Origin of the sequence: Paenibacillus sp. FSL R7-0198 (assembly GCF_038000415.1) — a bacterium.
Taxonomy (GTDB): Bacteria; Bacillota; Bacilli; order Paenibacillales; family Paenibacillaceae; genus Paenibacillus.
On the sequence record NZ_JBBOCB010000001.1, the window covers coordinates 6,540,652 to 6,558,736 of the forward strand.

Annotated in this window: 15 protein-coding genes; 12 read left to right on the plus strand and 3 right to left on the minus strand. The window is 44.2% G+C overall.

All coding sequences use genetic code 11. The annotated features are described in order from the left end of the window. The first annotated feature begins 149 nt into the window (after positions 1-149). From MKY87_RS28855 to MKY87_RS28865, 3 genes are all read left to right on the plus strand, one after another. Positions 150-653, plus strand: a complete 504-nt coding sequence (locus MKY87_RS28855; protein WP_339784182.1) for a ferritin — start codon at positions 150-152, stop codon at positions 651-653. Positions 654-1,127: 474 nt separating this feature from the next. Further along, on the plus strand, positions 1,128-1,868 hold the full coding sequence (locus MKY87_RS28860) for a polysaccharide deacetylase family protein (RefSeq protein ID WP_339784181.1): 741 nt from the start codon (positions 1,128-1,130) through the stop codon (positions 1,866-1,868). 48 nt (positions 1,869-1,916) lie between these two features. After that, on the plus strand, positions 1,917-2,828 hold the full coding sequence (locus MKY87_RS28865) for a hypothetical protein (protein ID WP_340967220.1): 912 nt from the start codon (positions 1,917-1,919) through the stop codon (positions 2,826-2,828). A gap of 179 nt (positions 2,829-3,007) precedes the next feature. Here MKY87_RS28865 and MKY87_RS28870 read toward each other — a convergent pair whose 3' ends face one another. The 3 genes from MKY87_RS28870 to MKY87_RS28880 form a co-directional block, all read right to left on the minus strand. After that, a complete protein-coding gene (locus MKY87_RS28870) occupies positions 3,008-3,607 on the minus strand; it encodes a response regulator transcription factor (protein ID WP_036608692.1) in 600 nt (199 codons plus the stop codon). After that, positions 3,604-4,752 carry a sensor histidine kinase gene (locus MKY87_RS28875; RefSeq protein WP_339790662.1) on the minus strand — a complete coding sequence of 383 codons (1,149 nt, stop codon included), beginning with the start codon at positions 4,750-4,752 and terminating at the stop codon, positions 3,604-3,606. Before MKY87_RS28875 ends, MKY87_RS28870 begins: the two co-directional genes overlap by 4 nt. A gap of 87 nt (positions 4,753-4,839) precedes the next feature. Further along, complete coding sequence (locus MKY87_RS28880) at positions 4,840-5,898, minus strand: fatty acid desaturase (protein WP_339784179.1); 1,059 nt, start codon at positions 5,896-5,898, stop codon at positions 4,840-4,842. A 373-nt stretch (positions 5,899-6,271) separates the two neighbouring features. Between MKY87_RS28880 and MKY87_RS28885 the strand changes: the two genes are divergently transcribed. The 9 genes from MKY87_RS28885 (at position 6,272) to MKY87_RS28925 (ending at position 18,047) form a co-directional block, all read left to right on the plus strand. Next, positions 6,272-7,111, plus strand: coding sequence for a YitT family protein (locus MKY87_RS28885; RefSeq protein WP_062834072.1), 840 nt, complete (start codon positions 6,272-6,274; stop codon positions 7,109-7,111). Positions 7,112-7,647: 536 nt separating this feature from the next. Continuing rightward, complete coding sequence (locus tag MKY87_RS28890) at positions 7,648-8,886, plus strand: ROK family transcriptional regulator (protein WP_340967223.1); 1,239 nt, start codon at positions 7,648-7,650, stop codon at positions 8,884-8,886. Positions 8,887-8,922: 36 nt separating this feature from the next. After that, entirely contained in the window at positions 8,923-9,975 is a 1,053-nt protein-coding gene (locus MKY87_RS28895; RefSeq protein ID WP_340967224.1) for an ROK family protein, read from the plus strand. Between the two features lie 64 nt (positions 9,976-10,039). Further along, positions 10,040-11,248 (plus strand): MFS transporter, encoded by a 1,209-nt coding sequence (locus MKY87_RS28900; RefSeq protein WP_340967225.1) that lies wholly within the window; start codon positions 10,040-10,042, stop codon positions 11,246-11,248. Between the two features lie 21 nt (positions 11,249-11,269). Continuing rightward, positions 11,270-13,513 (plus strand): helix-turn-helix domain-containing protein, encoded by a 2,244-nt coding sequence (locus MKY87_RS28905; RefSeq protein ID WP_340967226.1) that lies wholly within the window; start codon positions 11,270-11,272, stop codon positions 13,511-13,513. A gap of 236 nt (positions 13,514-13,749) precedes the next feature. Continuing rightward, the gene (locus tag MKY87_RS28910; protein ID WP_340967227.1) at positions 13,750-14,124 is read left to right on the plus strand and encodes a hypothetical protein; all 375 of its coding nucleotides are present in this window, start codon (positions 13,750-13,752) and stop codon (positions 14,122-14,124) included. A 395-nt stretch (positions 14,125-14,519) separates the two neighbouring features. Further along, positions 14,520-16,121, plus strand: coding sequence for an extracellular solute-binding protein (locus tag MKY87_RS28915; RefSeq protein WP_340967228.1), 1,602 nt, complete (start codon positions 14,520-14,522; stop codon positions 16,119-16,121). A gap of 111 nt (positions 16,122-16,232) precedes the next feature. Next, positions 16,233-17,135, plus strand: coding sequence for an ABC transporter permease (locus MKY87_RS28920; protein ID WP_340967230.1), 903 nt, complete (start codon positions 16,233-16,235; stop codon positions 17,133-17,135). 39 nt (positions 17,136-17,174) lie between these two features. Further along, positions 17,175-18,047: a carbohydrate ABC transporter permease gene (locus tag MKY87_RS28925; RefSeq protein WP_062834079.1), complete on the plus strand. Its 873-nt coding sequence runs from the start codon at positions 17,175-17,177 to the stop codon at positions 18,045-18,047. Positions 18,048-18,085: the final 38 nt, after the last annotated feature.

Sequence of the window (18,085 nt, forward strand, 5' to 3'; positions counted from 1 at the left end):
CTCTAAAGAATGAAAGAAGCTCTGCCATCGCGGCAGAGCTTTTTTTGTTCGTTCAGTCATTGGCGAATTTTGTAGAAAATCGGTGTAAGTCCTGCTTACGTTATGTTAGAATGTAACCATCCCTAGAGAAAGAAAGAGGTGTTTTGATTATGAGCCAAGCGTTAACAGAATCTTTAAATGAACAGATGAATTTTGAGTTTTATTCCGCTCATGTATATCTGGCTATGGCAGCCTATTGTTCCAGCAAAAGTCTGGATGGATTTGCGAACTTCTTCATCGTGCAAGCGGAAGAAGAGCGATTCCATGGCATGAAAATATACAAATTCCTGAATGATCGTGGACAACGTGCCACACTTGCGGCTTTGCCAGAACCGAAGAATGAATATGCTTCGATGCTGGATGTATTTGAGCATGGTTATGCTCATGAACAGCAAAACACGAAAAAATTCTACAATCTGGCTGACATCGCTCTGAATGAACGTGAACATGCAACGATGTATTTCCTGAAATGGTTCATTGATGAGCAGGTTGAAGAGGAAGCTTTGTTTGACAATATTATTCAGAAGCTTCGCCGCATTGAAAAAGACAGCAATGCCTTCTATATGCTGGATGCCGAGTTTGGCAAACGTTCGTTCACTGCTCCAACTGAATAAATTGCACGTAGGGAGTCGAGAAGATTCCAGCGTCAAAACACCATGTACATACAGCATGAGGTAATGATCCTGAAAGCAATGGGGGCAATCCCCTTGCAAGGGATGATGGTTTGATGCCATATGCTGATTGAAGACAAAGAAGCCTGCACTTGTGCAGGTTTTTTTGCATGCAACGATATTTAATGATTGTATAGATTTGTTTGAATTGGAGTAAAAGTCTATCAAAATTCTGAATGTGGGTAATAGAGGATATGTCACAATTGATCTATCCTGACGGGATCTTTTTTTTTACTTAAATCTATCAAATTCGTATTAAATTTTAGGTTTATCTGACAAAAGTGTAACTCTACCGTAGCCTTTGAAGCGAGAACAGGAGTGACTATCTTTGATAGTATTAGGATTAATCGCCAAGGGATGAAGGTAGAAAAACATGGACACCCGGGGAAATATAACACACAAGGGAGATTTTTAATTATGTTACATATTCGCAAATCTATCATGCTCACACTTGCTATTTTACTAATCATTCCACTACTATTGCCGCAGTCGGTATCTGCCAAATCAGCTGCATCCAAGGGTGGTGCAAGCAAAGCAAATTCCAAAATCATATATCTGACGTTTGATGATGGGCCAACCGCTCATACGGGTCAGTTACTGGATATTCTGGATCAGTATAATGCAAAGGCAACGTTTTTCATGCTGGGTCCTCAAATGGAGAAATTTCAGAAGGCTACCAAACGAATCGTAGCTGACGGGCATGGATTGGGTCTGCATGGTGTGACTCACGTTCCAAGCAAATTCTATAAATCTGCATATAGCGGATTGAAAGAGATGCAACAGGCCAATGTAAGTCTGAATAAGGTTGCCGGAGTTAAAACAAGTCTCGTTCGGACGCCATATGGTAGTAAACCATATCTCAAACCGGCATTCCGTAATGTACTGCTGGGCCAGGGTGGATTCCATCTATGGGATTGGAATGTGGATTCGGAAGACTGGAAATACCAGAAAGATCACCAGAAAGTCTATAACAGTGTAATGAAGCAGATCCACAATGTGCAAAAGAGCGGAACAACGCCAGTTGTGCTTATGCACGACCAGGAAGCAACGCTGAAAGTATTACCGCAAGTGTTGAAAACATTGAAGGCAGAAGGGTATCGTTTTGAAGTATTAAGCAAAAAAGTGCAGCCGGTTAACTTCTGGAACGACAAGCGTTAATCTTTTTAATTTTTCTACAGATTGGCTACAACGAAGGAGGTACACATCATGAAGAAACAACCATTATGGATCACGATTCCAGTAACGACAGCCGTTTTACTTGCTCTGGCAGGATGTGGCGGACCGGATTCAAATGCAGCATCATCAGAGAACAGTTCTTCAACAACGACAACAGTGGGTGAACAGACCGAGACCGGCAGCGGTGGTGCTGATTTTTCTAATGAAAATGAAACAGGAACCAAAGCGAATACGGGCACAACAGATAATGAAGAAGCATCAGGATCGCAGGCGGGCGACAACCATGTTGCTACTGGTCAATCAGGTGTGAATGATATGATCAAACAAGTTCGCAACCAACTGAAGATGAAGGATGCAGCGTTACCCACTTCATTCACATTGGACAAGGGTACATCTTTGGGTGCGGCAATACTGTCCAATACTGCTGATGCATTTAAGGTAAACTTCTATGCTACCACTCAGTCTGTTGCCATTAATGATCAATCTTTAACTGCATCCGATAGTAAGATACCTGTACTGGCTTCCTATGAAGTGAAGACCTATAAGGACCCGAATCAGCCAGAAATTTTCCCTGAGACGGACCTGAAAGATATTCCAGCAGATATGGCTGTGGATCTGGGACATGGCATCAAAGGCATGAGTGAAGGTGCCGCAGGCAGTCAATATCTGACTTGGCAAGAAGGTAGATGGACGCTGGAAATTCGTTCGGTATCCGAAGATGAAATGAATAATCCGGGCATAGCGAAGAAAATGGTAGAGTACCTGGAGTCCCATACGTTGCCTGTACCCAAAGATAAAGGGTATATCAAGGTTGAATATCCAAGTGGTGGAAAGTCAGTTCATGTAACGATCTCATGGCAGGACGGTAACCAAATTCATCAGCTTAAGACCGATCAAGTGCCATTAGAAGCTCTTGGCTTGGCTGTATCTGTGAAATCTTGAGTGTTTTACGGATATTCTGCAATGTAGAAGAAATGAGTGTTGGGTTGTTACGATACACATAAAAAAGCTTGGCCCAGCAATTTTTTCCTGGGCCAAGCTTTTTATTTGGAGCATGTTATCGCAGCTTATGCAGCCGGGACACATGTTTATTTTTGTTTCAGTGGGTTAAAGCGGTACTTTCATTTGAACCACCCTTTTTCCTTGGAGCGAGTGATGGCCTCAATGCGGTTACTGGCATTTAACTTGTTGAGAATAATGGAGATGTAGTTACGCACTGTTCCCGTTGTGATGAAAAGATGCCCGGCGATTTCCTTGGTGTTTTTCCCATCTGCCATGAGGCCTAGTACGGCATTCTCCCGTTCTGTCAGGGGATTTTCTTCTACATAAGCTTCATCGACCAGGTCGGGAGCGAAGATTCTTCTGCCGTTCATGACTTGGCGAATGGATTCGGCAAGTTCTTCAATCGGACTATCTTTGAGCAGGTAACCACGGACACCGCCCTTTAGGGCACGTTCGAAATATCCGGTCCGGGCAAAAGTGGTCAGGATAATGACCTTACAGCTCATTCCTTTAAGTTCTTCTGCAGCTTCGAGGCCGCTTTTCACGGGCATTTCTATATCCATCAGACAGATGTCTGGTGCAAGCTCCTGGACAAGGGCAAGGGCTTCCTGGCCGTTGCTGGCACGTCCGACAACTTCCATATCTTCCTCCAGATTGAGGAGGGAGGACAAGGCGCCAAGCATCATGCGCTGATCTTCCGCGATTACAATTCTAATCATGATTCTGCCTCCTTTATCGGTTTGCGGACGAGTTTGGGAACATGAATAATGATCGCTGTACCCGGGATGTCTGTTGCAGAGCGAATATCCAGACAACCGTTCACAAATTCAAGTCGTTCCTTCATGCCCAAAATTCCTGTTCCGCGCCGATCCTGTTTGCGAGTTCGTTCTATTCCAACACCGTTATCTTGTATGGTTAACACATTATCCGCCAGTGTTTCCTTAATGGTGATGGTACATGTTGTTGCCTGACTGTGTTTGACGACATTGGTGACAGCTTCTTTCAAGCACATACCGAGCACATTTTCATTTAATTGTGACGTATCCTGTAACTTCGGATTGCCTTCCAGCTCAAATTCAATCGAAGCGGCCTTCAGAATCTGTTCCGCCCGGAACAGTTCATCAACCAATTGTGTACCACGCATGGTGGTGACCATTTCCCGGACTTCCTTCAGAGCTGTACTTGCCGTTTGTCTGAGGTCGTTCAACTCGATCTCAGCCTGATCGGGATTATTGCGGAGCAGCCGTCTCGCCAGATCGGTTTTCAGACCGATCAGAGAGAGCTTCTGTCCAAGTGTATCGTGCAGGTCACGAGCGATACGCTGGCGTTCTTCCATTTTTACGAGATCATCAAGTCGCTTGTTCGCATTCTCCAATTGGCCTTCCAATTGTTCAGTCTTGTTTTTGTTATACGTACTGATTGGAAGCAGGATGGAGGCCATTAAGCTGATGAACACAAACGGGAACTGACTCACGAGCAATGAACTCTGATTGATAAAACCATAATTAATGGTTAGGAAACTGGCTCCCAAGTTCACCGAGTAGAGGGTGAAGAAACCGGCTTTATTTTTAATATTCCCAATAAAAAAAGCAAGAAACAATGAGAAGTAGGCATAATCATAGGCAATCGTCATCGTAATGGATATGGCAATGAGCAATCCAATCCACATGTATACCTGCCAGCCCTTGGTGATGAAGGCGAGCAGATAACAGACGAAGAAAACGAGAATGATAATAATGCCTGTTACCATCGTCCATAATTTGGAATATTGTGAAATGTAATAGAAGGGCAGGATGAAAAAGACGAGCCATACATAAGGGTTCAACCCTGTATTTTTATAAAAAATCTGCATCCACTTTTGAATGTAATTCTCCTCCTTGTACTTGTACTCAACTTTAGCATGACTGTAGCATGACTATGGCTTGAACACAAGAAAACGAATCCGACAGAGTTAAGGCTTCTCTGTCAGACCCGCTGGATTCGTTACACGGATAGTCGGTTGAATATAAGGCTTGCGGGACAGCTTTTTGAGCTGTCTGAAGCTAATAAACTGTTTGGAATCTTCATCCCACAGACGGAAGCGCAGGGCAACCAGACTGGAACGTAGTGTAATAGTCGTAGCTTTTTGCAAGGGTGGTGTTGCGTTATGTGCTTCTTCCAAGAAATAGTTAGGTACACGCGGGCTCAAGTGATGCACATGGTGAAACCCAATATTACCACTGATCCATTGCAATAATTTTGGCAATTTGTAATAAGAACTGCCTTCAACAGCTGCTTTTACATAACTCCATTCATCTTCATGTTCAAAATACGTCTCTTCGAACTGATGTTGCACGTAGAACAGCCAGATACCAAAGAAACCAGAGAAGAAGAAGATAGGTGCCTGCACCATTACAAAAGCCTGCCATCCGACTAACCAGGACATGAATGCATAGAGCACTACGATCAATGCGGTAGTCAGATGTGTGTTGATGCGTTCTTTACGTCTTGCACCTTTACGGTTAAAACGGTAAGCCAACAGAAACACGTAAATAGGTCCGATACAAAACAATACAAACGGGTTACGATAAATCCGATAGAAGAGGCGTCCCCAAGGAGAAGCTGCTTTGTATTCGTCAACCGTCATAACCCAGATATCACCTACACCACGTTTGTCAAGATTACTGCTTGTCGCGTGATGGATAGAATGCTCGTTTTTCCACTGCTGATAAGGTGTGACTGTTAATACACCCGTAATGGTACCGAGAATATCATTGGCGCGTTTGCTCTTGAAGAACGAACCATGACAGCAGTCATGGAAAATAATAAAGGTCCGAAGTACAAATCCGGATGCCACCAAAGCAATCGGGAAGGTCAGCCAGTAGGAAACCGATAAGCTAAAGTAAGCTGCAGCCCATAACAAGAAGAGCGGGAGCAATGTATTGATTAACTGACGGATACTTAATCTGAGATCATTTTTTTCGTAAGGGGTAACTTCTTTTTTTAAGGCCATTTCTTTTGATCTGTTCATAAAATTGTGTCCTCCTCAATCGTTATAACTGTAATCAGCTACAACTTGGCGTTTCCCGCTAGACTTTCCTGTAGGAAGCGTTTTTATCATTGTAAAACAATCCGAACATGACAGTAAGTCATAAACGTCAGCCTTCTGTAATGATGAATATCAATGACGGACCATGACATTTGTCATGGGTGTATGATGCTCAATAGCTCTGCAGAAGACGGAAGAGCAGGTTTTACAAATTCCTTTGCACAAATTACGCAACAATTTGTATTATGTATACAAATTTTGTTGAGAGCATGGTAAAATCTATCTTTGAGTGGTTATGACAACTTATGAGACGGGTCGATTAGGTTGATTTCTGATGGATTGGATGGAATGCATAATGAAGAAACGAATTACGGATATCCTATTTATTATGGCAGGTGCATTTCTGTTTGCACTGGCGGTGAACCTGTTTGTCATCCCGAACGATTTGGCTGAAGGTGGCGTCACGGGTATCACGATTATTTTGTATTACCTGTTTGAATGGTCCCCTGGACTGATGAACTTGATCCTGAACGGTATTTTGTTAATTGTAGGATACCGGTTTCTTGATAAAACAACTACGGTGTATACGATTATTGCGGTTGTATTCAACTCGTTGTTCCTGCATCTGACGGAGAGTTGGACGATTGCGTCGGATGAACTCTGGATCAATACCATCTTTGCAGGAGTATTTGCCGGTCTTGGTATTGGCTTAATTGTTAGAGTGGGAGGCACAACGGCGGGAACAGTGATCCTGGCCCGACTTGCCAACAAATATCTGGATTGGAATATCAGTTACGGACTTCTGTTCTTCGATCTGATTGTGGCTTTCTCCTCATACTTCATCATTGGACCGCAAGGATTAATGTGTACAATTGTCTTGCTGTTTGTCGGAACCAAAACAATGGAGTTCATTATTGAAGGACTCAATCCGAAAAAAGCAGTCATGATTATCTCTTCCAAACAGGATGAAATCGCGAAGCAAGTTATTGAGAAGATGGATCGCGGAGTAACCGTCCTGTCTGGTCATGGCTATTACACGAAAAATAAGAAAGAAATTCTATACATTGTGATTAGTAAGCAGGAAGTTTCTATGCTGAAGAAGATTGTACGAGCGGAAGATGAGATTGCTTTTATCACCATTCATGACGTGCGTGATGTATTCGGTGAAGGATTTATTGAACTCTCCAAAACTTGATGAATATGTATATAAGGAAGAAAGGAGTTGCGGTGAAATATCACCGCAACTTTTTTGATAGGTTAATGGTATCCGGTATTAATCTAGTTCAAATAGAAAGAACCCTTCTCTATAGAGAAGGGCAAAAGAATATTAATAATGTTTTCTTTTTTTGACTGGACAATATTCAACAGTGACACAACAATGTTTTTTACACTTTGTAGGGACATATTTGATTTTGGTAACACAAGTTTTCGTAATTTTTTTGTAAAAACACTTTGGTCTTGGATGATGACATTTATGATGTTTTCTATACATATTAAAACCTCCCTGATCGTGATAAGGTATTCTATGACCGCGTCACTGTTTCGGAAATGTATAAACGTCTATTATTGTATAATAATTCCTTTATTAGGCTTTTGTGTTACAGGTGAAGATGTGGTTCTTTCTAGTAAAAGAGTGCAATGACAAAAAGCTGTACACCGACTAAGCACGATGATATATTGAATTAATCAATTTGTTAATAAACCTAACTAACTATTAGAGGAGGCGATAACATGGCTGGCACACCGCAGTATATCCGCAATCTGAATGAAAATCTCATTATGGATGCCCTGATAACTCAGGGAACGATGTCGAGAGCGGATATCAGCCGTCAGACCGGACTTAGTAAACCAACGGTGTCTTTGGCGATCGAACATCTGATTGACCGTAATCTGGTGAGGGAAATGGGGAGAGCTGACAACGCTCAGGGTCGCAAAGCAACCCTCATTCGTTTCAATGAAACGGCTTATTATGTCTGTGGGATAGATATCGGCGCAACACGTATTCGGATTGCATTATCCGATCTGAATGGAGAGATCATTGCCTATCGAACATATCCTATGGTTGTTCAAAAAGCTCATGAGCCAGCAGAAGCGACGATGTTGGAGCTTCTTCGAAGCCATATGAACGAATTGCTTGATAAGAATCATCTGAATTGGGATCAGATTCAATGCATCGGGTTTGGTATACCAGGCGTAGTGCTGCCTGATTCAGGGCGTATCCATCGTATTGTGGACCCGTTAGCGGGTCTGGAAGAAGCTTTCTCTCTAGAGTCGTTGTCAGGAGCTTTTCCCTGTGAAGTAATTCTGGAAAATGATGTGAATCTAGCGGCGCTTGGGGAGTATCGGAGTGGTGCAGCAGCAGGGTATCCCTTGTTTGTTTTTTTCTCGATTGGTACAGGGACGGGTGCTGGCATCATGGTACATGGCCAACTGCTTCGAGGTTTAGGTGGCTTAACTGGCGAGATCGCAGAGATGCTGGTGGACGATGGTCGACGTCTGGAGGAAGTGCTGTCCGCTGATGGTCTGATGCAACTGGCGAACCTTCATCTTAATTCGCATGATGAACTATTGGAAGTTGCTGATTCGGATTCGGATGTGGATGCGGATGTAAAAGGACATGTAGTTACAGATGATCTTCACAGACACCTGACTCCCGAGAAGTTATTTGAAGCTGCACGTAGTGGAGAAGTAGAGGCGTTAGAGATTTTAAAGCAATACAGCCAGAAGATTGCTTCAGCTCTGCGGCAGATTAGCGTTGTGCTTGCTCCAGATCTCATTGTGCTTGGCGGAGGCGTAGGAGGAAACGGTGATGTGTTATTGCCTTTACTGAGGCAGATTATATCTGAGCAATTCCCGGTGCAACCACAGTTAATCTGTTCCAAGCTTGGTGAGCAGGCTGTTGTCACTGGCGCGGTACAGGTAGCCATACAACAAACGATGCTGAACCTTCAGCAGGAAGCCATGGAATAAGAGATTGGATATACAACATGTGAGGAGGGGAAAGGGATGACAGAATCCGTGAAAAACGTAAGTAATGATGATCAGTCCAATCAGGATGGTACGGTTGGAGGTGATCGATCCGGCTGGATTGCAGGTATTGACATTGGAGGCACCAAAACATTAATGCTCTTGTCATCACAACAGGCTGGAAGTGAAGTTCATGAACGTATCTTGCCTACGCTTGCAAGTGATCAGCCGGATGAGTTCTTCCGATGGTTATTCGCTGAATTGGAAACGTTCTGCCGCGAAGTTGGATGCAGTCTGGATCAACTTTCGGGTGCAGGCTTGGGATTCCCTGGTGTGATTCTGCAGGAGGAGGGGATACTGCGAAATGCTCCAGCTTTTCAGTGGCCTGAGCTAGATATTCGCCCTGTTATTGCGAAGTATTACAGCGGGAATATCATGTTGGACAATGATGTGAATCTGGCCGCAATGGGAGAATATGATCGAGGGGCAGCGCAGGGACATCAACACTGTGTGATGGTCACGGTTGGAACAGGCATTGGAGCTGCTCTTATCCTGAACGGACAACTCTACAGCGGCCAGAATGGAGCAGCAGGTGAGATTGGGCATTTCATTGCAGGAGACGAAGGGCTTCATACCGGTTATGTTGCAGATGCGGATTCCTTTGGCGTATTTGAGCAAGTGACTTCAGGTACGGGGATTACCGAACAGGCGAGGCGTTATTTTGCTGCTGGAAAGGGGAGTTCCTTATCCCTGATTATGAGTCTGGCAGGAGGGGAAGTGGAACAGATTGAAGCCAGACATGTATTCAGAGCAGCCGAATCAGGTGATGTTGCTGCACTTGAGATTCTGGAACTGCCTATGCGTTATATGGCTAGAGGTCTGGCGAATATTACGGCTTTACTCAATCCTTCCATTATAGTGATCGGTGGTGGCGTGGCTGCATCCAACCCATCCTATTATCTAAATGAAGTGCGCACGCGCCTCCAACGCTACACCGTTCTGCCTACACTTTTAGCTGTAGCTGAACTGGGGAACAAAGCAGGAGCAATCGGGGCATTGGCTGCAATCAAATCGAGTCTGACACGCACATAAAAATAGAGAATAGGCGAAGCAACTACAGAAATAAAGGATGGAGATCCGGATGAGAAGTAGACATATGAAGGCTTACACAGAGAAAACAAAAGCCGATTCCAATGATGCAAAACGTGTTTTACTCCAATTACAGGGCCTATATCTGTTTATGGGGCTTGCCGGGGGGATGTTTAACCCGTACATTAATCCCATATTCGTAGCACAAGGGTTTTCCAGTAAAGAAACAGGATTTATTATGGCGTTTGGCACACTTGTATCCATTATTCTTCAACCTATATGGGGAATTCTGGTAGATAAGTTTAAAAAGACACGGTTCGTCCTGGTCATAAGCCTGCTTGTTCCTGCGTCGTTAGCGTACTTCTACAATATTCAAGTGTACTTTATATTAATATTGATTTATACTTTATGCACTATATTCCAAGTGACTCAAATACCCGTTGCTGACTCCTATGCGGTTACAGCCGCGAGAGCCGCAAACACCTCATATGGCATGATCCGACTCTTCGGCAGCATAGGAACGGGAGTTGGTGGATTTGCCGCAGGGATGTATCTCTCCCAGTTTTCCATTCACATGTTATGGCTGCCATTTCTCCTGTTTAACATTCTGAGCGCTATACTGGCAAGTACACTTCCCCGGCAGACGAGTATCTCCTCGTCCTCGGTAACCTTCTCCGTAGGTTTGGCAAGATTGCTCCGAAACCGGACATTCCTTCTATTTCTAACAGGTTGTTTCCTGGTTAACCAAACGCTCACTGCGTTTAACTCCTTTTTTGTTATTTCATTTCAGATGGCTGGCGGTTCTGTGACCATGACGGGTACAGCACTGTTGCTGGCGTCGATTACCAATGTTCCATCCATGTTGGCAGCAGCATTCATACTCCGAAAATGGGGACATGAACGGACGATGCTGCTTGCAGCCGGGGCGTATATGTTACGTTGGGGGATACAATGGCTATGGCCGACGCCTGAGGTCATGATTGGCGTTCAGGTGCTGCATGGGTTATCCTTCGGATTCTTCTATATCGCAGCAGTGGAATATGTAGCTTCCGTTACGGGACGAGAGATGCAGGCTACAGGACAAAGTTTATTTAACATGGTATTTGCCGGATTGGGCGGAATTGTTGGTAATATGCTTAACGGATATTTACTCGATTCCGGCGGTCCATCACTGATGTATCTGGCTTGCACGATTAGTGCGGCACTAGGATCAGTGATTCTGTATATTGTCAGCAGACAGGCCAAAGAACAGAGAAGAGCATACTCATTAGAATAGAGATGGAAGGAGTTGGAGCCTATGAAAGTAAATCTGAAGCGGAATTGGCACACCAAGTTGATGTATTCCTATTTCCCTATTTTTCTGCTTACGATTTCCATTCTGATCTTTCTCTCCTTCCTGATTGTCAACGAACTCTCACGTAACGAAACGCAAAAAGCCGACATGATCTCCACCCGTTATATCGTGGATACATTGGAACGCTCGCTAAGCGACATTGAACTTCGGTTGCTTGAAGACATTGGTGCGAACAAGACATATAGTCGCTTTCTGGAAGCTGGACAGGGACAATTATCAAGTCAGTTCATCTATGATGCGGCAAGCGGGCTGGGACGGATGCTGGATCAGCAGGATATGATTCAATCCATTTATCTCTATCGCATGTCGGATTCCCAGATCCTTACGCCTAGAGGTATGATGCGCTTGGAAGACTTCGAAGACCGTGCCTATATTGAGCAAGCCTTGAAAGATCGGGAGAATCTTGGTTGGAACTTGCCACGTGATTATAAGGAACGTTCCTTCGACGTACCTTCACAGGTGATTAGCATGAATAAGTGGCTTCCTTTGCCGTGGGGCGGGGAAGGTCTGCTAGTCATTACCATCCGCATGTATGCAGTAGAACGGCAGATTGATAACATGACCAATGAAAAGTTATCTGTTCTTCAGGTTCGGGATAAGAGCGACAATCTGATCTATACCGCGCATCAAATGGACCCTTCTGCAGGTGAAATCCTTAATCGTGTGACTGCGGACAAGCTTGGTCTGGTCTTTGAGAGCGGCATTCAATCCGGACAGCTGTATTCATGGGTATCACTCGTCTCTTATGTGTGGATCGGTATTGGATTATTAACGATTGTTGGTGCAGTGGCGGGACTAATCTACATTACGCGCAGAAATACGCGGCCCATCCAGCTCATCATGAATCGAATTCAGGCGTTACAGCCACGTGCCGAGGAGGATGAAGCAGCTCCATCCGTTAAGGATGAACTGGCTCTCATCGACCGTGCGCTCGAACATCTGATAGCTCAAACGGTTGACTATGAGAAACAGCATCATGAAAACCTGCTGATTCATCGCAGACAGTTGCTTGTTGATCTGATGGAAGGAGAGCGAATGGATTCGTTCCGTCAGCGACTTCGCCATCTGCAACCGCTAGAGGAACGATTCATGGAACCGAAGAGTGTTGCTGTCCTCATTGCGGAGATGAATGGTGACGATCTCTCGACCAATCAGAATATTCTGAAGATTGCGCTCATGAACGTAGTGGAAGAACTTGTGCAGAACGAGACTCAATTCGGTGGTTGGGCTGAATGGTTTGGGAACCGCAGGCTTATTGTGGTGATTGCGTCGGATGAGCATGAAGGACTGGACCGTGAATTGCTTATGGATCTGGCTAAACAGATGCATATGTGGATTGCGGAAAATTTCCGCCTCCGGTTTACGTTCGGGATTGGACGAACCGTATCGGGCTGGGAGGAGATTACTCGTTCCTATGCGAGTGCAGATGCGGGTTTGCAGCATAGACTTACCCTGGGTAAAGATGCCATCGTTCTCAGTGAGCAACTGCCGGATCGTATTGAGCTGCAATCGTACAAGTATTTGCAGATGCTCGCAGACTTTGTCCGTGAATTCAGACTAACCGGTGATGGTTGGCGGACGCAGCTGGACCAGATGTTTGTTGCGTTCAGCGAAGATCAGATTACAGATAACGATATTCGCATGTTGCTGCAGGCGTTAATCCAGATGTTGTCCCGTGAATTCGGGGAGCTGTCTGAGCGGTTGCAAAGCCAATTTGCCGAGGAAATCCTGACTCGTCTTCGCAGTGATATCCAGCAGGTGGAGACACTGGAGGGGATTCAAGAGATTTTGCAGGAGTGGCTTAAAGAGGTCTACCGCAATTATGTATCCGTAAATGAAACGAAAAGTCATCGTGCGATGATCAATGAGCTGCGGATTTATATTGAAGAGCATTTTGATGATCCGGATCTGTCGCTGAAACATCTGAGTGATCGGTTCCAAATCTCGGGCAAATATGCAAGTTATCTGTTCAAGGAAGAGTTTGAGATGAAGTTTGTTGATTTTCTGGTGAAACTGAGGGTCGAAAAGGCCTGTCGTCTGTTGTCTGCATCCGATATGGCTGTTCAGGATATTGCTTTGCAAGTGGGTTATGCCAATGCCATCTCCTTTGGCAGAGTATTTAAACGGATTATGGGCGTGACACCAGGAGACTACCGCAAGCAGAGTGGAAAACAAGGAGATCAATAACGGTATTGCACGTGTTAGAACATCCGAGTATCGGGTGAAATCCAATAATCTTAGAGATACCAATGAAATCTCCTGAATGAGGCAATAAGGTTTTTCCCTTATCGTCCTTTGCAGGAGATTTTTTGGATGTTCAACAACGATCTTAGGCCAGTGTAGCTGGTATGTTGTTATGGAATTTTACGAATGTCCTATACTAGCATTATGACAATTCATAGATTAATAGGGCAGGAGTGAAGATGATGTACAAACACGGACAGCAAGTATGGGGGTCAGTAGATATCAGTAAAGGGGTTACCATTACAGAAAACAACAACACATTTACATTTCATGTAGATGACTCGTCATATACGATAACTATACCTGTTGGTACCTACAAGACAAGTCAACAAAGGCATGAATCTGAACTTATTCAGGCCATTTCGAAGGCAGGGGCGGCTCAGAACACTCCTGTACGATTTATTTTGGGCGGAATGCATTATGATGAGAAGTATAATGTATTGATTTTGGAACATACGGATACGAACAACGAACATGTTATCGATCAATTTGCGGGAAATGCCATCGATACGTTGTTTGGTCAAGTGAAGTTTAATCTTCCGCCGAGGAATTAGTGCGTCGAGTCGTTCTACACGTGTTGTTAAACAAGGAGATCACATAAGATGTGGTCTCTTTTTCATTTTTTGAAGAGAGATTCTATGGAAAAAGGATTATTGCAAGATGGGTGATGCCAGATTGGGTATGAGAAATCGACCATAACACAACATATTATGTTAATATAGTTAACATAGGTGTCGTGAAAATTGTATATTGTCAGGAAATATGTTTATATATCGCGGTATTTAACTTAAAAAACGTGAATTTTACATTTTGAAAATAGTTTATTGTCTAAATAACAGCTCATATGTAATGATTGGTGACATTCACAGGTGCAACAAAATGGGCTGAACAAAGTGGAGTGGCAATCATGTGAATTCATTCAGAGAGTGTGCGAAAGGGGAAAGGTCAAATGAGATTATTTCAAAGACGTAAGGCGGGCAAGGCAAGTTCAATCCTCGCAGTGGTAACAGCATTCACTCTATTATTATCCGCATGTTCATCAGGAAGCGAATCTGCATCTTCATCAGAAGCGTCGGGTTCGGGGGAAAAAACAACTTTGAAAGTAGAAATCTTCGACCGCGGAAATACTCCGGCGGGCTACACCATTTCGGACAGTTATCTGACTCGCTTCATACAAGAGAAGTTTGGTGATCCAAACAACATTGATGTTCAGTTTGTTCCGGTACCACGTTCGGAGGAAGTACAGAAGCTTAACGTTCTGATGGCGAGTGGCTCTGAAGTACCTGATATCGTATTTACCTACGACTCGGGAACATTCAACCGATATGCAGAGCAAGGAGGTCTGACTGAACTTACGGATCTGATCAATCAAAGCGGTCCTAACCTGAAGAAGTTCCTGGGAGATGAAACGCTGGCCTACGGTCAATATGATGGACAACAGTTCGCGGTTCCAGGTAAACGTCTTGTACTTGGCAAGTATGCATCCTATGTTCGTCAGGACTGGCTGGACGCGCTCGGATTGCCTTCCCCTGAGACAGCTGAGGAGCTGCATACAACACTGAAGGCCTTTAAGGAAAAAGATCCGGGTAAGGTTGGCACAGGACTTATCCCAATGGGGATGTCGATTGCCTCGGCTCAATATGAACCACTCATCTGGTCATTCATTGAACCACTGACGGAAGAACAAAAATATACGTTAACACAACAACTGGGTTCCAATGACTATCCAACGTTGTTGCCTGGTTTCAAAGACGCTCTGAAATATATGAACACACTTTATAATGAAGGATTAATGAGCAAGGACTTTGGACTAGATAAAGACAAGAAAAAGCTGTGGGAAGATGTATCTAACGGCAAAGTTGGATTCTACACCGAAGATGCAGGGGAGATTTACATCTCCGGTACGTACAAAAACTTGCAAACCAATAAACCTGGTGCAGTGATCACACCGATTGATGCATTCAAGAACTCCGAAGGCAAATTTGCCAAACCGGCATATGCTCCCAATGCGATGTATGTCATGATTCCAAAATCGAGCAAAAATGCGGAAGCAGCGATGAAGTATCTGGATTGGATGGCTTCGGGCAACAACCTGTTCGACCTGCAATTCGGTGTTGAAAATGAGAACTATGAGCTCGTGGATGGTGTACCACTGATCAAAGATGATGCTTCACCTGAAATCGCAGGTCGTATCTATAATTCCGGTGACATTGCCATTATCGTTAATGGTAAATACGTTGGGGATGACAAGAAAAATGAAGAGGCTTATGTCGTACAGGTAGAGTCGAAGTATCGGGATGACATGCGCAAGTCGGTAGCAATTTCCAACACGGACACGATTCAACCGGTACGTTTCTCCAAGCCGATTGATGCAGAAGCACGTTACGGTAACGGCTTGAAAGACAAATTCATGGAGTTCTTCGTGAAAACAACCATTTCCAAACCCGCTGATTTTGAAGCCACGTATGACAGCATGATGAAAGACTACATGGCAAGCGGTGGTCAAGCGATCCTGGATGAACGTACAGAAGCTTACAAAGCGATGAAATAAGTAGAGTAGAGATCACATCTAATGTGTATGACAACAAAGAACAGGGATTTCATTAGGGCGATGGTAACATCGCCTTGATGAAGAATCCTGAATGACATGGGGGGAAGGTTTATGAAAACAAGCATCTATTTCCGCAGAAACTGGCAACTATATGCGTTGCTCCTACTGCCCATGATCTACTTCATTATTTTCAAGTATGGGCCAATGTATGGCGTGCAGATTGCGTTCAAGGACTTTAACTTCTTTCAAGGGATCTCCGGTAGTGAGTGGATTGGCATGGATGCATTCAGAGAAGTGTTTCAAAATCAGGGATTTTACACGGCATTACGCAACACGTTAGTGCTAAACATGCTGGATCTACTGGTTTCCTTCCCGGCGCCGCTTATATTGGCCATCTTATTGTTCGAGCTTAAAAAGGCTTGGTTCAAAAAACTGGCACAAACTTTACTGTACATTCCTCACTTTATTTCGTGGGTCATTATTGGAGGGATCGTACTTCAAGTATTTGGTACACAATCGGGTTTCATTAACAATATCTTGATGAGCATGGGATTTGATCCATTACCTTTCCTTTCAGACAAAAACTATTGGCTCTTTACGTATCTTGCGGTAGGTGTGTGGCAGAGTGCAGGCTGGGGTACGATTCTGTATCTGGCATCTCTGACAGGGATTAACCGTGAACTGTATGAAGCGGCAGAAGTGGATGGAGCAAGTCGGCTACGCAGAATCTGGCACATCTCCTTGCCAGGCATCAAAACAACGATTGTTACCTTATTGATCATCAATGTCGGCAACATGATCTCTATCGGGTTCGACCGACCATTTATTATCGGAAATGTGGCTGTACGTGAATACTCGGATGTGCTCAGCACGTTTGTCTATCGTGTCGGTTTACAATCCGGTCAGGTCACGCTCGCAACAGCTGTAGGTTTGTTCCAGGCATTAGTTGGACTTGTCTTCATACTCGGAGCAAACTATACGTCCAAGAAATTGACCGATGAGAGCATTATGTAGTGGATTTGATTCACATATGATCTGTAAGGAGTGAGTGAGATGTCTGAAAACACGGCGAATCGAATATTCAACACGGTAAACGTCATTCTTATTATCATTACGATGGTGCTGTGTCTTGCACCATTCATTCATATTATTGCGATCTCGCTCAGCTCAAACCGGGCGATCGGTTCAGGAGAAGTTTCTTTTTTTCCCAAAGAGTTATCCTTTGAGGCGTATACCAAAGTATTTGCAGATGGATCGATGATTCGTTCCCTGATCTATACGATCTGGCTGACCGTCCTGAGTACGGTGTTAAGCATGGCGATGACCATTGCAGCAGCTTATCCACTGGCGAAGAGTAATCTGAAAGGGCGTAAGTGGTTCATGCTTGTCATTGTGGTGACGATGTTCTTCAGTGGGGGCATTATTCCCGAGTACATTCTGATCAAAAATCTGCATCTACTCGATAGCACATGGGGACTTATTCTGCCTGGATTGATTAGTCCATTCTATATGATTATCCTCATCACCTTCTTCCGAGGGATTCCCGAAAGTCTCGAAGAAGCGGCGGGCATTGATGGAAGCAGCCACTTCGGAACACTTATGCGTATTATTTTGCCGCTATCCCTTCCGGTTATGGCGACACTGAGCCTGTTCTACGCAGTAGGACGGTGGAATGGTTTCCAGGATGCACTGATGTATATCACCAAGCCTGAGCTTTACCCTTTGCAATTGAAATTGTATCAGATGATTCAGCAAAACCAGATTACAGAACTGATGCAGAACGAAGGCATTGGTGCCGTTCAAGTCCTGCCTGAGAGTCTGAAAGCAGCCAGCGTTATTTTCTCAACCTTACCGATCTTGCTTGTGTATCCGTGGTTGCAGAGGTACTTTATCAGTGGCGTAATGGTAGGTGCTGTAAAAGGTTAATAGAGGTTGTTCAAAAAGTTCACTTTTGATTACGAATG